Source organism: Colwellia sp. 5_MG-2023 (assembly GCF_030547795.1).
Lineage (GTDB): Bacteria > Pseudomonadota > Gammaproteobacteria > Enterobacterales > Alteromonadaceae > Colwellia.
On sequence record NZ_JAUOPW010000001.1, the window covers coordinates 321,031 to 341,273 of the forward strand.

The window sequence follows — 20,243 nt, forward strand, 5'->3', positions numbered from 1 at the left end:
AAAAATTTAAGGGATAACCATGCAAACAGAATATAAATTATACACAATTGCTGCCTTGACTTTATTAGCCACTGTAGGTATTTCAGCTAACGCCAATGCAGAAAATCAAGCGAAAACAACCATTGATTTAAACTTACGTTACGAAGCAGTAGACCAAGAAAATACGTTAAAAGACGCATCAGCATTAACATTAAGAACGCGATTAAATCATACTACTGCTAGTTACAATGGCTTCTCAGGTGTGGTTGAATTTGAAGACTCACGTCAAATTGCAGGAGTGGATGACTATAACGATACCGTTGGTAATAACGCAGAGTACTCTGTAATTGCCGACCCTGAGTCAACCGAACTTGATCAAGCTTTTGTACAATATAAACAAGGTAAGCTTACCGCAAAAGTTGGCCGCCAAGTCATCGCGTTAGATAATCACCGTTATGTTGGCCATGTAGGATGGCGTCAAGATAGACAAACTTTCGATGCTGCAACAATCAACTACAACGCCTTAGAAAATCTTAATATCAGCTACAGTTTTCTTAATAAACGTAATCGCATATTTGCACAAGCAAATGACCTTCATTCAAAAGATCATTTAATTAATATTGCTTACAAAACCCAATACGGGCAACTAACTACTTATGGCTACCTTTTAGAAGTTGATGAAGGCACAACCAATGGTTTAGATACTTTTGGTCTGAGTTTTAAAGGACAAAAGGATAACTTTTCATATTTTGCTGAATTTTCTACTCAAGACTCTGAAAGTGGCACAACAGACTATTCGGCAACTTACATAGCGCTTGAAGGTGGCTATAGCTTTAATGCCGTAACCTTAAAACTAGGTGCTGAAGTGTTAGGTAGCGATGACGGAATGTACGGTTTTTCAACGCCACTAGCAACCCTTCATAAATTTAATGGTTGGTCAGATCAATTCTTAGCAACACCTAAAGAAGGCTTAGTTGATCTATATGCATCATTATCAGGTAAAGCATTCGGTGGCGGTTGGACAGTAGTAGTACATGACTTTTCAGCTGATGAAGCAAGTGAATCTGTTGACGATTTAGGTAGCGAGATCAATGCCGTATATGCGAAAAAATTTGCTAACAATTATACCGCTGGTATCAAGTATTCAGCTTATTCAGCAGGTGATACTGCCTCAGGTAAAGTTGATACCGATAAGGTTTGGGTCTGGGTTAGCGCTAAGTTTTAACTCAGTGAAAACCGTTAATTATCTCACCCGACAATCACTAACTTGAACGAATAACAATATACAAGGTTAACTCCCGATATTTAAATGAGGAGTTAACAAAATTTATAAAACCAATATCAATATTGAAGCAGGTATCCAAATGAGCTCAAATAATCAACAATCAATAAAAAAACAAAGCGTGGTCGTTGTCGGTAACGGCATGGTTGGTCATCATTTTGTTGAGCAATTAGCTCAATTGAGAACAGCTAAGCAAGCAATAGAGATAACCGTTTTATCAGCTGAATCTCGTCTAGCCTATGATCGTGTGCACCTTTCAGAATACTTTAGCGGTAAAAGCGCTGAAGATTTAGCAATGACTGATGAGAAAACCTATCAAGATTGGGGGGTTAATTTTCAAACTAATGCAAAAGTCGTTGATATTGATCGTGTCAATAAGAATGTTGTCACAGAAAATGGCCAAATAATCAATTATGACAAACTTATTTTAGCAACTGGTTCTTATCCATTTGTTCCACCTATTCCAGGAAAAGATCGCGACCATTGTTTAGTGTATCGAACTATCGATGATCTTGATGAAATTCAAGCCAGTGCCAATGTCAGTAAAGTTGGAGTTGTCATTGGTGGTGGTTTACTTGGCCTTGAAGCAGCAAACGCCCTAACCCACCTAGGTTTAAAAACACATGTTGTTGAATTTGCACCACAATTAATGGGGGTTCAAATTGATGCTGGTGGTGGTCGGTTACTAAAAGAAAAAATTGAAGCTTTGGGTGTAGAAGTTCATACCTCAAAAGCAACAAATGTTATCGAAGATGGTGAAACGTGCCGTTATAAACTCTGTTTTAATGATAATACCACTCTAGAAACTGACCTTATTTTATTCTCAGCAGGTATTCGTCCCTACGATAACCTTGCGCGAACTTTCGATTTAGAATTAGGTGAACGTGGCGGTATTGTTATTAATAACCAATGCCAAACGTCTGATAAAGATATATACGCTATTGGTGAATGTGCACTTTGGAACAACTTTATCTTCGGGTTAGTTGCCCCTGGTTACAGCATGGCCAAAGTAGCTGCAAAACATGTTATTGGTGAACATGAGTCGTTTACTGGTGCAGATATGAGTACCAAATTAAAACTGATGGGCGTTGAAGTAGGCTCAATAGGTGATGCACATGCAAAAACATCAGGCGCATTAACTTATACTTATGAAAACCAACCTGAAGGCGTTTACAAAAAAATCGTTGTTTCAAGTGATAAAAGTAAAATGCTTGGTGCCGTATTAATTGGTGATACTAGTGAATATGACTCGTTACTACAATACATGCTTAACGGTATTGATTTACCTGAATCACCAGAAGCATTAATACTCCCTTCTTCAGGTGAAAAACCAACATTAGGTGCAGATGCATTACCTGATACCGCGATGATTTGTTCATGCCATAACGTCACTAAGGGCGATATTATTGCCTCAATAGATCAAGGTGCATGTACCGTCGGTGATGTAAAAACCTGTACTAAAGCCAGTACTGGTTGTGGTGGTTGTGCTGCTTTATTAAAAAATGTTGCTGACGCAGAATTTGAAAATCGTGGTGTTGAAGTTAAAAAGGATATTTGTGAGCATTTTGCTTATTCACGTCGTGAAATTTTTGACATTATTACCGTCGAAGAAATAAAAACCTTTGATGAACTTCTATCTTCGCATGGTAAAGGACATGGCTGCGAGGTTTGTAAACCTCTTACTGGCTCTATATTAGCCTCAGTATGGAATGACTATATTCTTAAAAAGCCACACTTATCACTACAAGATACTAATGATACTTACCTTGGCAATATGCAAAAAGATGGGACTTATTCCGTTGTACCACGCGTCGCTGGTGGCGAAATTACTCCCGATAAATTAATAGTTTTAGGTCAAGTTGCGAAGAAATATAACCTGTATACCAAAATAACCGGTGGCCAACGTGTTGATCTATTTGGCGCACGTGTTGAAGAGCTACCGCCTATTTGGCAAGAGCTTATCGATGCCGGTTTTGAAACAGGTCACGCCTACGGTAAATCACTTCGAACTGTTAAATCTTGCGTTGGCTCGACCTGGTGTCGATTCGGTGTGCAAGATTCAACCGCAATGGCAATATATTTAGAGAATCGTTACAAAGGCTTACGAGCGCCACATAAAATAAAATTTGGTGTATCTGGTTGTACTCGCGAATGTGCAGAAGCACAAAGTAAAGATATAGGCATTATAGCAACAGACAAAGGGTGGAACTTATACGTTTGTGGCAATGGCGGCATGAAACCTCGACATGGTGACCTATTCGCTATCGACCTAGATGATGAAACTTTAGTTAAATACATAGACTGTATTTTGATGTTTTATGTGCGTACCGCTGATCGTTTACAAAGAACCTCGGTCTGGATGGATAACATGGAAGGCGGTTTAGATTATTTAAAGCAAGTTATTATAGAAGATAGCCTTGAATTATCTGAGAGCTTAGAACAACAAATGTCATTAATTGTTGATACCTACCAATGTGAATGGAAAACAACGCTAGAAGACCCAGAAGCATTAAAACGTTTTAGACCTTTTGTTAACTCATCTAAACCCGATAGTAATATCATTTTTGTGCAAGAGCGCGACCAAATACGCCCTGCGACTAAAGATGAGAAAGCAACAAAAGTGTTAATTGAAGAAAAAATCAAGAAAATTGCTGAAGAAGCCTAAGGAATTAATCATGTCAGAGCAAAATATATCGGTAAAAAATAAAGACTGGCTAACAGTATGTAAAACAAGCGACTTAGTTAAAGATTCTGGTGTTTGTGCTTTAGTAGAACAAGGCTTAACAGAGAAGCAAATCGCTATTTTTCACTTACCTAATACAGAAAAAAAAGTATATGCCGTAGACAATTATGACCCTATTGGTGACGCTAATGTGCTGTATAGAGGTATTGTTGGTAATGTCGGTGACGATATTGTTGTCTCCTCACCTTTGTATAAACAACATTATTGTTTAACCACAGGAAAATGCTTACAAGAAGAAATAAGTATTGATGTATTCCCCGTAAGAATTATTGAAGACCAAGTACAGCTTTTTGTCTAATGATGTCAGCTGACTATTAAATATATGCAAACAAACTCAGTACACGCGTTATAAACCTTGTAGTACTGAGTATTACTCTCTGTTGTTGAAAAGGTAAATTTTATGAGTTGTTCTCAATCGTCACATATTGTTCAATCTACTTGTGCTTACTGTGGTGTGGGTTGCGGTATTGATATTACGGTTGAAAATAATGAAGCTAATGCTGTCGTTGGTACACTAGAGCATCCAGCTAACTTTGGTAAACTATGTGTTAAAGGAACCAATTTATTAAAAACGACTGACTTAACTAATCGCTTACTTGAGCCACAAATAAATAACCAAGCGGTTAATTGGTCCATAGCAACAAACCATGTAGCTGAAAAGTTTTCACAAATTATTAAAAAGCATGGCCCTGACTCAGTTGCTTTTTATGTTTCTGGACAAATCCTCACTGAAGATTATTACCTCGCTAATAAGTTAATGAAAGGTTATATAGGCTCAGCCAACATTGATACTAATTCACGCCTTTGTATGTCATCAGCGGTAGCCGCTTATAAACGTAGTTTTGGCGAAGATGTTGTTCCTTGTAGTTATGATGATTTAGACACGACTGAGCTTTTATTAATTACAGGATCAAATGCAGCTTGGACACATCCTGTTTTATTTCAGCGTATTGAAAGAGCTAAAAAACGTAATCCGAAAATGAAGGTGGTTGTTATTGACCCCCGTAAAACAGCAACCTGTCAAATAGCTGATTATTTTTTACCGTTAAAACCCGGTAGTGATGCAGCATTTTTTAATGGCCTACTAAATTATTTAGCTAACAATAAAGGATTAGATAGCAACTATATCAACAATAATACTCAAGGTTTCGAAGCCGCATTAATAGAAGCTAGTTACTGGTCAATAGAGAAAGTCGCAACTTATTGCGATATTGATCAACAAGATGTTGAACGTGTGTACCAACTATTTTTAATGACTGAAAAAGCAATTACCTTTTACTCAATGGGCATAAATCAATCAAGCTCAGGCGTGGATAAATGCCATAGTATTATAAATTGCCACTTAGCTACTGGTAAAATAGCTAAAGATGGTTGTGGGCCCTTTTCAATAACGGGACAGCCTAACGCTATGGGCGGTAGAGAAGTTGGCGGCTTATCGAATCAGTTAACATCACATATGGACATCGAAAACCCCAAGCATCGCTCTACGGTTCAGCGCTTTTGGCAATCACCAACTATGGCTGATAAGGCCGGCTATAAAGCCGTTGAATTATTTGACGCCATCAATGGAGGGAAAATAAAAGCTGTCTGGATTATGGCGACGAACCCATTAGTGAGCTTGCCTGATCGTAAAAAAATAGCTCAAGCATTAACTAAATGTGAATTTGTTGTCGTTTCTGACTGTGTTGAAAGCAATGATACTTTAGACTTTGCCGATGTAAAATTACCGGCAACCCCTTGGTTAGAAAAAAATGGTACTGTCACCAACTCAGAGCGTCGTATTTCGCGTCAAACTAATGCGATAGCACCTAACGGACAAGCAAAACACGACTGGGAAATTATTGCAGACGTAGCGACTGCTATGGGGTATTCAGGCTTTAAATACTCACATGTAAGTGACGTTTTTCGAGAGTTTTCTCAATTATCTGGTTTTGAAAATAATGGTGAGCGGATATTTGATATTTCAGCTTTTTCAGCCATTACAACAGCACAGTATAATCATTTAAAACCCGTACAATGGCCGGTTAATGACACTTACCCTGAAGGAAAAAAACGTGTTTTCGAAGATGGTAAGTTTTCTACACCGTCTGGCAAAGCAATTTTTTTTCCTATTACTCCGCAAGCACCAACACAAAAAAAATCGGCTAAATATCCCTTTAGGTTAAATAGCGGTCGTTTAAGAGATCAGTGGCACACTATGTCGCGTACTGGTAAAGCATCACAACTTACCGCCCACACAGACAAGTGTTATCTTTACATTAATCCAGAAGATGCCGCACAGTTACACATAGTTGATGATGAAATAGTTAATGTTTTATCAAATACTGGCCAAGTAACTGTTCATGTAAAATTAGATAAAAGCCAACGCAGCAAAGAATGCTTCATGCCTATTCATTGGAATGAACAGTTTGCTTCTAGCGCGAACGTCAGTAATTTATACGCAAGTATTGCCGACCCTATTTCTGGTCAACCTGAAAGTAAACATGGGGCAATTACTTTAAATAAAACTTCTTTTAAGCAATTTGGTCAACTACATGTTGATAAAGACTTTATTGTTCAAACACAAGTTAATAACGAATTTTGGACTAAAGCCAAAACCAGTTATGGTATGCGCTTTGAATTTGCCAATACGCACATTGAAACAGATATGTTAAATTGGTGTCAAACTACTAGCTGCATCTCAGGTGAATGGATGCAATTCACAAAAGAAAATACCTATTATGTCATTTGCTTACAAGCAGGTAAGTTAGTTTTTTTATGTTACTGTGCAGCAGCAACCCCAACAATAGAAAACGCATGGCTTGAACATGTTTTTAGTCAAAATAATTTACCTGAGAGCGATATTCAATCATTATTGTCTGGTAGAGCAAATGAGAGTTTTGCTAAAGGTCGACAAATATGTAGCTGTTTTAATATTGGAGAAAAAGAAGTTATTAACGCAATAAAGTCGGGGTGTCATTCAATTAGCCAGTTAGGCGATAGATTAAAGTGCGGTACTAACTGTGGCTCTTGTAAGTCAGAATTAGGTGTGTTGCTTGGTGAACATCAGGAAAATAAAGAAGAAATAGTGTTAACCATGCTTTAAGCAGGTTTCAATCACGTGCCAAATAACAATTAGTTTTAAAAAATGATTTGTCCACGTCAGGTTAAAGCTGGTTAGCTATATTACTTCTATTATGGTTACTAGTACGCTATACACTCATACTTTAGTTGACTATTCCGTGGCTTCTAACGGGCTAGTAGCATCATCTAGACTAATTCGGCGCGCTTCACTTTCCAGCAAAACAGGAATATCTTGCTCAATGGCATAAGCTAATTTATCAAATTTACAAATAAGCTCTTGCTGCTCTTTATTATAATCAAGCTTCCCTTTACACACAGGGCACGCTAATATTTCCATTAACTTTACATCAAAAGCCATAATTTCATTCTCTTCATTGGTTATATCTTTAAGTAGAATCAGTTCACTTCTACCTTGGTAATTAAATTAACTAATTAGTTACTAGCTAATTTTATAACTAAACTAATAATTAGCTTAATAGTTTAACTCGTCACTATCGTCACTTTACTTAAAAAAACTTTATACTTTAAAGCTACTTATAGCCTGAATTAATACTTCTTTGTCTTGCTCTGAAAACTGGGCACTAACAGGTAAATACCACCAGTTTTCTTGTGCGAAGGTTCGACATTTTACCGCATCTTTCTCTGTCATTAATAGCGGTAAATCGGCTTTAAATTCAACAAAATCATCAACAGAAAAGTTTTTATGGTCGATAAAGCCTTGCTCTATTGCTAAATTAAACCCTAGCGTTTGTAACGTATCAAAAAAACGCTGCGGTTCGCCAATGCCAGCAATGGCATTAACAACTTGCCATTGCTGAATAAAATCAGGTAACAACATTTTTTCACCTGTTGTTACCTGAATTAATTCACAGCCAGCTAATGCCATAAATAAAGACTTATTCACTAACTGTTCGGTATGGTCTGAGTTATTACCATTGTAAATAATCAAGTCAGCGTCTTGTATGCGCCAAAGTCCTTCTCGTAAAGGACCAGCAGGCAACAGTAAGCCATTACCAAAAAGACGCTTGGCATCAATAATTACCAACTCTAAATCACGTTTTAATCGATAATGCTGTAAACCATCATCACTGATGACAATATTACACCCTTGCTCAATTAACTTTTCTGCATTAGCAACACGATCAGCGCCGATAACAACCGGAATATTACAACGTTGATAAATTAAAAGCGGTTCGTCACCTGCTTGATAACTCGTGCTATTTTCATCCAATAAATAAGGATAAACGTCAGCTTGACTGCCATAACCACGAGAGATAACACCAGGCTTTAATCCTAACACTTTCGCAAGTTCAACTAAGTGTATAACAACAGGAGTTTTCCCATTGCCACCTACGCTAATATTACCCACAACAATAACAGGAACGTCAACTTTATACGATTTTAATAAACCAAAACGAAAAGCGACTCGCCTTACTAAACTTATTAAATAAAATAATCCAGTGAGTGGTAATAATAAAGGGACAAGCCAATATTTTGCAGAGTGTTTTTTAAACCATACTTTTTCAATTAGTCGCACACTAACTCCACTCTTCAAATTGAGCACTGATAGCACAAAAAAATAGCATCACTTTACGATTCAAATTGAAAACGATGTAATTGTGCATATGCACCTTCTTTACCAAGTAAACTTTGGTGATTACCTTGCTCAACGATTTTTCCTTGTTCCATTACAATAATTTTATCTGCATTTTCAATGGTTGATAATCGATGAGCAATAACAATAGAGGTTCTATTTTTTTGTAATGTTTGCAACGCATCCTGAATATGACGTTCAGATTCAGTATCTAAAGCACTGGTTGCTTCATCTAAAATTAAAAAGGGCGCATCACATAATAAAGCTCGGGCAATAGCCACACGCTGCCTTTGACCTCCAGATAACAAAGCACCATTCTCACCAATATTGGTTTGTAAACCTTGCTCCATCTTCTCAGCAAACTCCATCACGTGAGCACTTTTCGCTGCAGCGATAATCTCATCGATACTTGCCTCAGGTTTCCCGTAGGCAATATTGTTAGCCAAACTGTCATTAAATAACACAACATCTTGTGAAACATAGGCAAATTGTTGTCGTAAGTCGTTTAAATAATATTCTTCAATATTCACACCATCGATAAGTATTTCACCTTCACTAGCATCATAAAAACGTAATAACAGTGCACTCGCTGTTGATTTACCACTACCAGATCGCCCTACTAACGCTAAGGTTTCACCGGTATCTAGTTCAAATGAGACATTTTCAAGCGCCCACTTAGCTGGAGTAAGTGCATTTTTATCAAAATCATAAGCAAAATTAACCGACTTAAAAGCAATTTTACCCTGTGCTTTAGTTAAATGTTTACTACCAGTATCCTTTTCTTTTTCTTGATCTAATACAGAGAAAATACTAACACAAGCAGCCATGCCTCGTTGAAATTCACTATTAACATTAGTTAGCATTTTTAATGGTCTGAGCAACATAACCATGTAAGTAATAATACTCACAAAGCTACCGGCAGAAATACTGTCACGTAAAGTTTCAGAGTTAACAGCATAAAAAACAAAAGCTAAAGCAAATGACGCTATAATTTGGATAACCGGCACACTAGCAGATTTTGCCGCGACTAATTTCATACGCTGATATCGATTTTGGTCATTTATCTGCTGAAATCGCTTAAATTCTTCTGCTTGACCACCAAAAGTTAATACAACTTTATGGCCATTAAAAGTTTGCTCTGCTGCCGTCGTCACTTCCCCCATCGCACCTTGGATATTTTTACTTATTTTACGGAAACGTTTAGAGACTAAATTAACAATAATAGTAATAATTGGCGTGATCAGTATAAAAATAGCCGAAAGTTGCCAGCTGATATAAAACATTAACCCTAGTAATCCTAGAACAAACGCACTTTGTTGCACAATAACCAAGATAGATTTACTCACAGAATTCAAAACTTGCTCGGTGTCATAGGTTAATTTAGAAATTAACCCTCCGGTTGACTCCTTATCATGAAAAGCCACCGGCATTCCCATGATATGCTCAAACAAGCTTTGCTTAAGATCGGTGACCACATTATTTCCTACCCAAGCTAAGCAGTAATTAGCAACAAAGTGAAAAATTCCGCGAAAAACAAAGGCTGCCACAACAAAAACAGGCGCCCATTTCATAAAATCAGGATTACTGCCAGCAAGTCCTTCATCAATTAACGCTTGTAACTTTGACAAAAAGTAAACATCGATAGCTGCGTAACCTAACATACCAATAATAGATACAATAAAACCAAGTTTATAAGGTTTAGCATAACCAAAAAGACGCTTGAAGTTTTGCCTTGTTGTGCCGTTTGTTGAATTTTCCATGGGAGAAGTTATTTCACTATATCTGAAGGATATTATAATGAGCTGATTTTAACGTAGTTTAAGTCAACAACCAACTAATCAAAGCGAATTTGCAAACCAAAACGGCCATAAATCCTCGTGATAAGTATATTGAGTAATACCCTTTTCTGATAAATCTAAAACGATTTGTCCCGAAGTAGCACTATTAAGCATTTCAATATTGTTTGACTGATATCGTTCTACAACCTCAGTAACAGGCATACGCCAACGATTTAAATATCCAGCACTGACAATAGCAAGCTTAGGGTTAACATGACTAATAAAAGCATCGCTTGATGAAGTTTTCGATCCATGATGAGGTACAACTAACACCTCAGCCTGTAATTGTGGATACTGTTCAACAAGTTTACGTTCAACTTTTCTAGAGATATCACCTGTTAATAAAACTCGGTTATTTTTATCTGAAATAAGTAACACGCAAGAATCATCGTTATTATCGCCAACTAAGCTATCAGGCCATAAAAATTCAAACTTTACCTTTTGCCAATAAAATTCTCGTCCTTGTATGCAGTGACTGTTTTTATGAGCGTTACCACTTTCACTGTCAACGTTATAAATAAGCTCTTTAATTGCAATTGACTGCTTTAAAATTGCTAACCCGCCAGCATGATCGTTATCGCTGTGGCTGATAATCACTTTATCTAACTGAGTAATTCCTGAGTATTGCAAATACGGTAAAATCACAGCATCAACCATATTAAAACCACTTTTATATGCTGCACCCGTATCGTATAAAATAGCATTATCATCACGTTTCACTAATATTGATAAACCTTGACCAACATCAAATACAACTAATTGCCAATTATTAAGGCCATCATCTGATTTATCACTCACTTTTAACATGAGTAAGAAGAAGATAGCGCACATCAACGTGATGCTCATAGCTTTAGAAGGAAGTTTTATTGTTGCTTGAAAAAATATTAAAAATACACTTAATATTCCAAACAAAACGATCAAGCTAACATCAAAACTTGATAACCTAATTATCGCCCACGAGACATTTGATAAATAAGTCAAATAGTGCCAAAGAAGCATTATTGACTCTAAACAGATAAATATTACAACCTGAGATAATTCTGGCGAAATCAACATAACAAGCACTGATAATAAGCACAAAGGAATAACGATAACACTCATCCAGGGCACTGCAATAATATTGGCTAATAAAGCAACAAGGGATATTTGTTGAAAAAATATGGCACTAATAGGCATTAAAAATAAGGTTAAACTTAACTGAATAACCACCAGTCCTTTGATAAATAACCACAATTTATTGCCTGATGATAATAAACTTTTAAAACGCCACAATGTGATAAAAATAATAATAACGGCATACACTGATAACCAAAAACTTGCGGTAAATAAACTAAAAGGCGTTGTTAAAGTGATCATAAACAAAGTAAGTAATAACCAACGTTTGATAGATACTTTTATACCTAATAGTCTTGAGCACCAATAAAGACTAAGCATGACAAGTGCTCGAACTGTTGGTAACGAAAAACCAGCCAAGTAGCCATAACTTAGCGCTGCCACCATACTTAAAGCAATAGCCAAATAGCGACTGTTTATTCTTTGAATCTTGTGACTATTGACAAAGAATCTCAGTGGTAGGTTTTTCATTAAAAACATGAATAAAAAGAATATTCCTGTTGCTACCAATCCAATATGTAAACCTGAAATAGCAATAAGGTGCCCTGTGCCTGTTGCTTGTAAAACCTGCCATAACGCTTGACTTAACTCAGTACGAGAGCCAAAACCTAATGCTAGTAATAAAGGAGACAAATCATGTTTTGGTAATAACTGTTGATAAGAACTAAAACTTTGCTGCCGTACAGAGACTTCATCTATAAGTACCCTGTTGTCTTTATTATTGACAACATAACCTGTCGCACTTATTTGTTTACTATTAAGCCATGTCTGATAACTAAAACTTCCTAAATTAGCTAAACCATGCGCTGGCTTAAATTTAACCTGCAAGCTAACTATTTGACCTTGTTGTAAAGATAACGTTGCATTATTCCAACTTAACCTGAGTTTTAATGCGTTGGTTAATTGGTTATTATTAATGTGAGTTACGTTAATATTAAACCGTATGCGATTTTCAGGTGACAACTTTTTACTTAAAGGATCTGGCAGCTCCCTTAGAGGTGAATGTAAAGTGAGAATATCTCCTTGTACCCACTGTGTTGTACTCGATAAAGCTAAAGCATCTAAATTATTTTTTTGCCATAATTGTTGAAAATTTACGGCATGAAATAACATCCAGCTTGCACCAAAGAGTAAACCTGAGCTTAGTCGAAAGGGTTTAAAAGAAGGATTAATACGTGAAGAGTAATAAAAAAAGGTAATAGATATAAATATAAGTGAAAATAGCACAAAAATATCTGGCACTATTGGTGAGAATAATGAGAATATAGCACCCAGAAAAAAACACGCTAACCACCAGTCCATAGTGAATAAAATACTTCCTGTATCAATTGCTGTGTAATCAATGTATTAACGAATAATCGACGATAAAAACTTGAATCTAATAGTAAGTATATGCCAAAAAAACTAATTAAGCGCATAATGCCAGACAATCAGCGTATCAAAGACAATAAACACTTAAGAATCTTTGGTGCTTTATTGCACAATCCTAACTTATGGCATATGAACCGTCATTCAGTAGCAAAAGCTTTTGCTGTTGGGCTGTTTTTCGCTTTTATTCCAGTACCTTTTCAAATGGTGTTAGCTGCAGGTACAGCCATTATGGTACATTCAAATTTACCACTTTCAGTTGCTTTAGTTTGGTTAACAAACCCGTTCACCATGCCTGCAATCTTTTATTTTTGCTATTCTGTCGGCGCATGGTTAATAAGCGCTCCTGTTCATGATTTTAAGTTTGAAGCAAACTGGCAATGGATAGCAGATAGTTTATCATCAATAGGTCCTGCATTTTTATTGGGCTGTGGCGTATTAGCCATAATTTTTTCTGTGTTAGGCTATTTTGGTATGCAACTCTTATGGCGTTACAGTGCGGTTAAAGCATGGAAAAAACGTAGCAAGAATGAAAAATAACTCAAAAACATCGTAATCCTAAATCAATTAGGGTTACGATGGCGCTAGATAAAATCAAATTATTAACGAGATAACGAACAATTTACTTCGGCTCTGGTCGCGTGATTGAAAAATGCTGATATGCCCTATCGGTAGCAATTCTGCCACGAGGTGTACGCTGTAAGAAGCCTTGTTGAATCAAAAATGGCTCAAGAACATCTTCTATGGTTTCGCGCTCTTCACCAATAGCAGCAGCCACATTATCAAGTCCAACAGGCCCTCCCATAAATTTGTCAATAATCGCATGTAGTAGCTTTCTGTCCATAATGTCAAACCCTTCATTATCAACTTCTAACATATCAAGAGCTGATGCCGCGGTTTCTTGATTCACTAGACCATGAGTTTTAATATCAGCATAGTCCCGTACACGACGTAACAATCGGTTAGCGATACGAGGTGTACCTCGAGAGCGGCGTGCAACTTCAAAAGCCCCTAGCTCATCAATATCTAAATTTAGAAAATGTGCTGAACGTTTAACAATACTGGTTAAATCTTCAACATTGTAAAACTCTAAACGTTGCACAATACCAAATCTATCTCTTAGTGGCGATGTTAACGCACCAGCTCTAGTGGTAGCACCAATTAAAGTAAAAGGCGGTAAATCTAATTTTATAGAACGAGCAGCAGGCCCTTCCCCAATCATGATATCAAGTTGATAATCTTCCATTGCAGGATAAAGTATTTCCTCAACTACAGGGCTTAACCGATGGATTTCATCAATAAAAAGAATATCATTTTCTTCTAAATTGGTTAACAGTGCCGCTAAATCGCCTGCCTTTTCTAACACAGGGCCAGAAGTGGTTCGAATATTAACGCCCATTTCATTAGCAACAATATTGGCTAAGGTTGTTTTACCTAGACCTGGAGGCCCAAAAATAAGTAAATGATCTAGGGGCTCTTCGCGTTTTTTAGCCGCAGGAATAAAAATTTCCATTTGTGCTTTAACATGAGCTTGCCCAGTATAGTCAGTGAGCATTTTAGGACGAATGGCACGATCAACACCTTCATCTTCAATACTTGCGACAGGCTCAATTAAACGATCTGCTTCTATCATTTTTATTTCCTATGATTACCGACACGCTTTGCGTTGCAATAATTAATATTATTTATGTTAGTAAAGGTTCTGCTTTAGGAGAGTACAGTGGCAGTATGAGTATTTACAACATCGATTTTAAAGAAAGGCGTATAATATCCTCGCTCGACATACCTTCATTATAAACAGCTTTAACAGCTTTATCTGCTTGTACTTGTTTATAACCTAATGAAATAAGAGCATTAATCGCGTCACCTTTATTATTACGGAAGGGATCATTCACAAAAGTATTTTCGGTGGTCAATTGTACTGGCATTGCATCCGTTGCTGGTGTTAACGAAGTGACTTGCCAGTCCTTTAAGCGATCTCGCATTTCAATTAACAAACGTTCAGCTGTTTTTTTACCGACCCCAGGAATTTTAACAATACCAGAGACATCATCATGGGCAACATAACTCACAAATTGATCAGCTGACATTGCTGATAATACCGCTAAGGCTAATTTAGGGCCAACACCATTCACTTTAATTAATAACCGAAAAAGCTTTCGTTCCGTCGTATTAGCGAAACCATACAATAATTGTGCATCTTCACGAACAACAAAATGAGTGTAGATAATCACTTGCTCATGCAATTCAGGTAGTGCATAAATACTTGTCATTGGCATAGTTACTTCGTAACCAACACCTGCACACTCAATGAGAATTTCGGGGGGGAATTTTTCAACTAAAGTACCAGATAAACGACCAATCACAAGATAAACCTAAAGAAAATAATTAATATGACAAAATCATACCACTAGATATTTATACAGTAAACTATTTTAATTCTGATAATATTTTAGTTAGTTTATATTTTCTGATAGTTTAGACTGTGAAGAACCAAAATACAGTGAATACAATTTTTCCTTATCGTTTAACTAAACGAGCAGTTACTAAAAATCAATTATTTACCAACAAGTATTAAGCATACAAATACATTATGAAAAAGACTTCTTTACCCAACAGAAAAATAAACATGGCTATTATTGGCAGTAATTTTATTGTAGATACTTTCTTAACTGCAGCAACAGAAGTGGAAGACTTTAATTTTTACGCCATATATTCTCGTCAACAAGCTACAGGTGAAGCGAAAGCCTTACAGTATGATTATATAAATGATGGTAAAAAAGTAAAAGTATTTACTGATTTAGCAGTAATGCTTGATGATGATAATATTGATGCCGTATATATTGCGTCTCCAAATAGCTTTCATGCCAAGCAGGCGATTCAATGTTTGAATGCAGGAAAACATGTATTAGGTGAAAAACCGAGTGCTTCAAATAGTAAAGAATTGAGTGAGATATTATCTGCCGCAATAGAAAATAACTGCTGTTTTATGGAAGCATTAATGAGCTTACATCTACCAAACTTTTCATTGGTCAAACAGCATATTTATCGTATTGGAAAGCCGCGTAAATATTTTGGCCAATATTGCCAATACAGTTCAAGATACTCCCTAGCGCTCGACTCTTTAGCAAAAAATAAATTAACGCCAGATAAACCAAGTCAAATACCGAATACTTTTTTACCCGAGTTTGCCAACGGCGCATTAATTGATATTGGTATATACCCACTTTATCCTGTTGTCGCTTTATGGGGCGAGCCTGACACTATTTCTGCCCAAGGCGTAAAACTCGAAACAGGAGTAGACGGTGCTGGTGATTTACAACTAAATTATGGAGATAAGATCGCTAATATCAGCTATTCAAAAATAAGTAATGGTGAAAACTTTGTAGAATTTCAAGGCGAATTAGGTCGATTAAGAATTGAATTTGTTGCATTAATGAGTAAAGTTGAACTGTTTTTGAATAATGGCAGTTATGAGTTACTCAGCATGAATAAAGGCACAAATTCAGATAAAGGTGTAATTGAAAATCATCAACCAATGAGTTATGAAATATCACATTTTATTGAATTAGTTCAAGCACATAAACACCTAAATAAACCAGTGAAAACAGTAAATATTGACGCTTTACAATCACCAGTAACCACCTGGGAATTAAGCAGACAGGTAATATCAATTATTGACCAAGCACGAAAGAAAATAGGGGTTATTTACCCTAATGATTAATTCCATTAGTTTATTTAAACTAATGGAATTAATTTAACTTAACTAAACTTAACTAAATTTGGCATTAGTATTAGTTAAGTATTATCTTAATCTTCTTCTCACTGTCTTTTGTGCTTGTCCGGTGAGTTTTGCTAAGCTTTCATGGCTATTAGCATGGCATAATGCCACGGCTAATGCATCGGCTGCATCGGCTTGTGGTGTGCCAGGTAACCTAAGAATAGTTTTGACCATATGTTGCACTTGGCTTTTATCGGCAGCTCCTGTGCCAACAACAGCCTGCTTAATTTGCCTTGCGGAGTATTCAGCAATCAATAAATCATGATTAGTTGCTGCAACGATAGCAGCCCCACGAGCTTGTCCTAATTTAAGTGCAGAGTCTGGGTTTTTTGCCATAAAGACTTGTTCAATTGCGAACATATCAGGCTTAAATTGAAGAATTATTTCAGAAACGCCCGCAAAAATAGTTTGTAAGCGTGAGCCAAGATCTTCACCTTGACTAAGCGCTTTAATACAACCACTACCAAGATAGGTAAAGCTGCGTCCTTCATAATTAATAACACCGTAGCCTGTAAAGCGCGAACCGGGATCAATACCGAGGATTATTGACATAGTAAATAACGAATCATTAGTTATAAGAACGACCGCCAGTATAACTGGCAATCGCTACTCAATACTATTTATTCGTCATCACTACTCTTTTCAAGCTTTTGGATACCTAACTCAGCTAACTGATCAGGATTAGCATTACCAGGCGCATTAGTTAATGGACAAGCCGCAGTAGTCGTTTTAGGGAACGCCATTACTTCACGAATTGAAGTTGTGCCAGTCATTAACATCACTAAACGATCAAGACCAAAAGCAAGACCGGCATGAGGTGGAGCACCATATTGTAGCGCTTCAAGTAAGAAGCCAAACTTTTCTTGTGCTTCAGCTTCATCAATACCTAAAATTCTAAAAGCAGCTGACTGCATATCTTGCTTATGGATACGTACTGAACCACCACCTAATTCACAACCATTTAGAACCATGTCGTAAGCATCAGATAAAGCACCTAATGGATTAGCTTCAAGTTGCTCAGGTGTTAAATTCGTTGGTGCAGTAAATGGATGATGGAGCGCATGCATACGACCATCTATTTCTTCAAACATAGGGAAGTCAACAACCCATAATGGTTTCCATTCACCTTCTAATAAATCTAAATCTTCACCGATTTTAAGACGTAATGCACCAAGTGATTCACTTACTACACTATAAGTATCTGCACCAAAGAAAATAATATCACCTGTCGCCGCTTTAGTACGTTCAAGTAATGCTTTTGCGGCATCCGCTGATAAGAATTTTAATATTGGTGATTGTAAACCTTCAACACCCGTGGATAAGGCAGCATCAATATCATTTACTTTCATCCATGGCATACCTTTAGCGCCATAAATACCAACAAACTTAGTAAGATCATCAATGCCTTTTCTTGAAAACTTCGCCGCTCCACCAGGAACACAAATAACAGCTACACGACCATTTTCATCATTTGCAGGGCCTGAAAACACTTTAAACTCAACATCTTTGACTAAATCATCAACATCAACTAGCTCTAATGGATTTCGTAAATCTGGTTTATCTGAACCATAACGTGCCATTGCTTCAGAAAATGGCATACGAGGAAAATCACCTAAATCAACATCAAGCATTTCTTTAAATAGTTCACGGATCATTGTTTCAGTGACTTCCATCACCTGATCACTCGACATAAATGACGTTTCAATATCTATTTGCGTAAATTCAGGTTGTCTATCAGCACGTAAATCTTCATCACGGAAACACTTAACGATTTGATAATAACGTTCCATGCCAGACATCATTAACAATTGTTTAAATAATTGTGGTGATTGTGGTAAAGCAAAAAACTTACCTTTATGAGTACGACTTGGTACTAAATAATCACGCGCACCTTCAGGTGTTGCCGCCGTTAAAATAGGTGTTTCTATATCTAAAAAGCCTAAATTTTCTAATGAACTACGTACTTTTGACGTTACTTTTGCACGAAAACGAAGTCGCTCTGTCATTTCAACACGACGTAAATCAAGATAGCGGTACTTTAAACGTTGCTCTTCTGAGTTTGTTTGATTTGAGTCTAATGGTAATGGCGCTGACTTATTTAAAATCGTTAACTCTAAACCTAATACTTCAATAGCACCCGTTTTCATGTCTTTATTTACTTGACCTTCTGGGCGTGCTCTTACTTTACCTTTTAACTGAACACAAAATTCATTACGTAAAGTGTTTGCCGTGGCAAGTACTTCAGGTAAATCTGGATCATAAACTACCTGCACTAATCCTTCACGATCACGAAGATCTAAAAAGATAACAGCACCTAAGTCACGACGACGGTTTACCCAGCCACAAAGAGTGACTTCTTGACCAATATGAGATTCATTAACCTCACCACAATAAAGACTACGCATAGTTTTTGCCTTGATAATAATAGAAACTACTGCTTGCAGGTACATCATGAACAACCCATGAATAACTTAGTGCAAGCTTATAAATGCCGGATATTATAAAGCAATGAATAGTAAAGTCACCCTAACTCAGAGTGATTATTTCATTAACTTAACTGAACAGACATTCAAAAAGGACAGTTATGGCTTTATCCCATGTAAATCGATATTAAAATTCAACTTTGCAGGTTCCTTTGCTTATATATCGAATAAATATCAGTTAAAATAACTCAAACTGTTACAACAATGAAAGCCATGGATACTTCAGACACTAACTTAACCAATACTGATTTAATTTATTCAAACCCACACGCACAAGTAAAAGACTTTGCTTTTGACGCACAAGTTGTGGAAGTTTTCCCCGATATGATTTCGCGTTCTGTGCCGGGCTATAACACAATTATTGACACTATTGGCCGTCTGAGCCAACGCTTTGTACAACAAGACACCTTGATATATGATTTAGGCTGTTCTTTAGGTGCAGCAACATTAGCCATGCGCAAGCGTATAAAAAACACGAAATGTAAAATTATAGCCGTTGATAATTCACCAGCAATGATTGAACGCTGCACAATGCATATTAATGCTTTTAAAGGTGAAACACCCGTCGAAGTGATTGAAGCTAATATACAAGATGTAGAGGTGACTAATGCTTCAATGGTCGTGCTCAATTTTACACTGCAGTTTGTTGATAAAGCTGATCGTCAAAGCTTAATTAATAATATAGCCGATGGCATTAATGATGGTGGTATTCTTGTTATTTCAGAAAAAATATCTCATGGTGATTCTGTTATTGATGAGCACTTAATCGATTTACATCATAACTTTAAACGTGCAAATGGCTATAGTGAATTAGAAGTAGCACAAAAGCGTACCGCATTAGAAAACGTGATGCGCACTGACTCAGTAGAGCAACATATTCAACGTTTAAAAGAGGCTGGCTTTAGCCATGTTTCACCTTGGTTTCAGTGTTTTAATTTTATTTCTTTTATTGCAATAAAATAGTTAACCTAACAAATACTTTACCTTATATATTAATTT

15 protein-coding genes are annotated in these 20,243 nt (G+C 36.7%); 7 read left to right on the plus strand and 8 right to left on the minus strand.

Annotation, left to right across the window (positions count from 1 at the left end; genetic code table 11):
* Positions 1-19: 19 nt before the first annotated feature.
* The 4 genes from Q4496_RS01295 (at position 20) to Q4496_RS01310 (ending at position 7,089) form a co-directional block, all read left to right on the plus strand.
* Positions 20-1,204 (plus strand): alginate export family protein, encoded by a 1,185-nt coding sequence (locus Q4496_RS01295; protein WP_303609803.1) that lies wholly within the window; start codon positions 20-22, stop codon positions 1,202-1,204.
* 139 nt (positions 1,205-1,343) lie between these two features.
* Positions 1,344-3,926: a nitrite reductase large subunit NirB gene (gene nirB / locus Q4496_RS01300; protein ID WP_215973776.1), complete on the plus strand. Its 2,583-nt coding sequence runs from the start codon at positions 1,344-1,346 to the stop codon at positions 3,924-3,926.
* 10 nt (positions 3,927-3,936) lie between these two features.
* Entirely contained in the window at positions 3,937-4,302 is a 366-nt protein-coding gene (nirD, locus tag Q4496_RS01305; protein ID WP_215973775.1) for a nitrite reductase small subunit NirD, read from the plus strand.
* Between the two features lie 102 nt (positions 4,303-4,404).
* Positions 4,405-7,089: a nitrate reductase gene (locus Q4496_RS01310; RefSeq protein WP_303609804.1), complete on the plus strand. Its 2,685-nt coding sequence runs from the start codon at positions 4,405-4,407 to the stop codon at positions 7,087-7,089.
* A 129-nt stretch (positions 7,090-7,218) separates the two neighbouring features.
* Here the strand turns inward: Q4496_RS01310 and Q4496_RS01315 are convergent, their stop codons facing one another.
* The 4 genes from Q4496_RS01315 to Q4496_RS01330 all read right to left on the minus strand — a co-directional run bounded on the left by Q4496_RS01315 (position 7,219) and on the right by Q4496_RS01330 (position 12,914).
* On the minus strand, positions 7,219-7,425 hold the full coding sequence (locus tag Q4496_RS01315; RefSeq protein WP_215973773.1) for a Trm112 family protein: 207 nt from the start codon (positions 7,423-7,425) through the stop codon (positions 7,219-7,221).
* Between the two features lie 159 nt (positions 7,426-7,584).
* Complete coding sequence (gene lpxK, locus Q4496_RS01320) at positions 7,585-8,604, minus strand: tetraacyldisaccharide 4'-kinase (protein ID WP_303609805.1); 1,020 nt, start codon at positions 8,602-8,604, stop codon at positions 7,585-7,587.
* A gap of 53 nt (positions 8,605-8,657) precedes the next feature.
* Positions 8,658-10,421, minus strand: a complete 1,764-nt coding sequence (msbA, locus tag Q4496_RS01325) for a lipid A export permease/ATP-binding protein MsbA (RefSeq protein WP_303609806.1) — start codon at positions 10,419-10,421, stop codon at positions 8,658-8,660.
* Positions 10,422-10,499: 78 nt separating this feature from the next.
* Positions 10,500-12,914 (minus strand): DNA internalization-related competence protein ComEC/Rec2, encoded by a 2,415-nt coding sequence (locus tag Q4496_RS01330; RefSeq protein WP_215973771.1) that lies wholly within the window; start codon positions 12,912-12,914, stop codon positions 10,500-10,502.
* Positions 12,915-13,004: 90 nt separating this feature from the next.
* Here Q4496_RS01330 and Q4496_RS01335 point away from each other — a divergent pair, with 90 nt between their 5' ends.
* Positions 13,005-13,520 carry a DUF2062 domain-containing protein gene (locus Q4496_RS01335; protein ID WP_215973770.1) on the plus strand — a complete coding sequence of 172 codons (516 nt, stop codon included), beginning with the start codon at positions 13,005-13,007 and terminating at the stop codon, positions 13,518-13,520.
* 82 nt (positions 13,521-13,602) lie between these two features.
* Here Q4496_RS01335 and ruvB read toward each other — a convergent pair whose 3' ends face one another.
* Positions 13,603-14,613, minus strand: a complete 1,011-nt coding sequence (gene ruvB, locus Q4496_RS01340; RefSeq protein ID WP_215973769.1) for a Holliday junction branch migration DNA helicase RuvB — start codon at positions 14,611-14,613, stop codon at positions 13,603-13,605.
* A gap of 103 nt (positions 14,614-14,716) precedes the next feature.
* Positions 14,717-15,346 (minus strand): Holliday junction branch migration protein RuvA, encoded by a 630-nt coding sequence (gene ruvA, locus Q4496_RS01345; RefSeq protein ID WP_215973768.1) that lies wholly within the window; start codon positions 15,344-15,346, stop codon positions 14,717-14,719.
* Between the two features lie 257 nt (positions 15,347-15,603).
* Here ruvA and Q4496_RS01350 point away from each other — a divergent pair, with 257 nt between their 5' ends.
* A complete protein-coding gene (locus Q4496_RS01350) occupies positions 15,604-16,704 on the plus strand; it encodes a Gfo/Idh/MocA family protein (protein ID WP_215973872.1) in 1,101 nt (366 codons plus the stop codon).
* Between the two features lie 81 nt (positions 16,705-16,785).
* Here Q4496_RS01350 and ruvC read toward each other — a convergent pair whose 3' ends face one another.
* Positions 16,786-17,313 (minus strand): crossover junction endodeoxyribonuclease RuvC, encoded by a 528-nt coding sequence (ruvC, locus tag Q4496_RS01355; RefSeq protein ID WP_215973767.1) that lies wholly within the window; start codon positions 17,311-17,313, stop codon positions 16,786-16,788.
* A gap of 68 nt (positions 17,314-17,381) precedes the next feature.
* Complete coding sequence (gene aspS / locus Q4496_RS01360; protein WP_215973871.1) at positions 17,382-19,166, minus strand: aspartate--tRNA ligase; 1,785 nt, start codon at positions 19,164-19,166, stop codon at positions 17,382-17,384.
* A 291-nt stretch (positions 19,167-19,457) separates the two neighbouring features.
* Between aspS and cmoA the strand changes: the two genes are divergently transcribed.
* A complete protein-coding gene (cmoA, locus tag Q4496_RS01365; protein WP_215973766.1) occupies positions 19,458-20,207 on the plus strand; it encodes a carboxy-S-adenosyl-L-methionine synthase CmoA in 750 nt (249 codons plus the stop codon).
* Positions 20,208-20,243 lie beyond the last annotated feature (36 nt).

Excerpts from the sequence above, each read along its gene's own strand:
- cmoA (WP_215973766.1), top strand. The coding sequence starts at position 19,458 with ATGGATACTTCAGACACTAACTTAACCAATACTGATTTAATTTATTCA.
- nirD (WP_215973775.1), top strand. The coding sequence starts at position 3,937 with ATGTCAGAGCAAAATATATCGGTAAAAAATAAAGACTGGCTAACAGTA.
- Q4496_RS01330 (WP_215973771.1), bottom strand. The coding sequence starts at position 12,914 with ATGGACTGGTGGTTAGCGTGTTTTTTTCTGGGTGCTATATTCTCATTA.
- Q4496_RS01310 (WP_303609804.1), top strand. The coding sequence starts at position 4,405 with ATGAGTTGTTCTCAATCGTCACATATTGTTCAATCTACTTGTGCTTAC.
- Q4496_RS01335 (WP_215973770.1), top strand. The coding sequence starts at position 13,005 with ATGCCAAAAAAACTAATTAAGCGCATAATGCCAGACAATCAGCGTATC.
- aspS (WP_215973871.1), bottom strand. The coding sequence starts at position 19,166 with ATGCGTAGTCTTTATTGTGGTGAGGTTAATGAATCTCATATTGGTCAA.
- ruvB (WP_215973769.1), bottom strand. The coding sequence starts at position 14,613 with ATGATAGAAGCAGATCGTTTAATTGAGCCTGTCGCAAGTATTGAAGAT.
- Q4496_RS01295 (WP_303609803.1), top strand. The coding sequence starts at position 20 with ATGCAAACAGAATATAAATTATACACAATTGCTGCCTTGACTTTATTA.
- ruvC (WP_215973767.1), bottom strand. The coding sequence starts at position 17,313 with ATGTCAATAATCCTCGGTATTGATCCCGGTTCGCGCTTTACAGGCTAC.
- Q4496_RS01315 (WP_215973773.1), bottom strand. The coding sequence starts at position 7,425 with ATGGCTTTTGATGTAAAGTTAATGGAAATATTAGCGTGCCCTGTGTGT.
- nirB (WP_215973776.1), top strand. The coding sequence starts at position 1,344 with ATGAGCTCAAATAATCAACAATCAATAAAAAAACAAAGCGTGGTCGTT.
- msbA (WP_303609806.1), bottom strand. The coding sequence starts at position 10,421 with ATGGAAAATTCAACAAACGGCACAACAAGGCAAAACTTCAAGCGTCTT.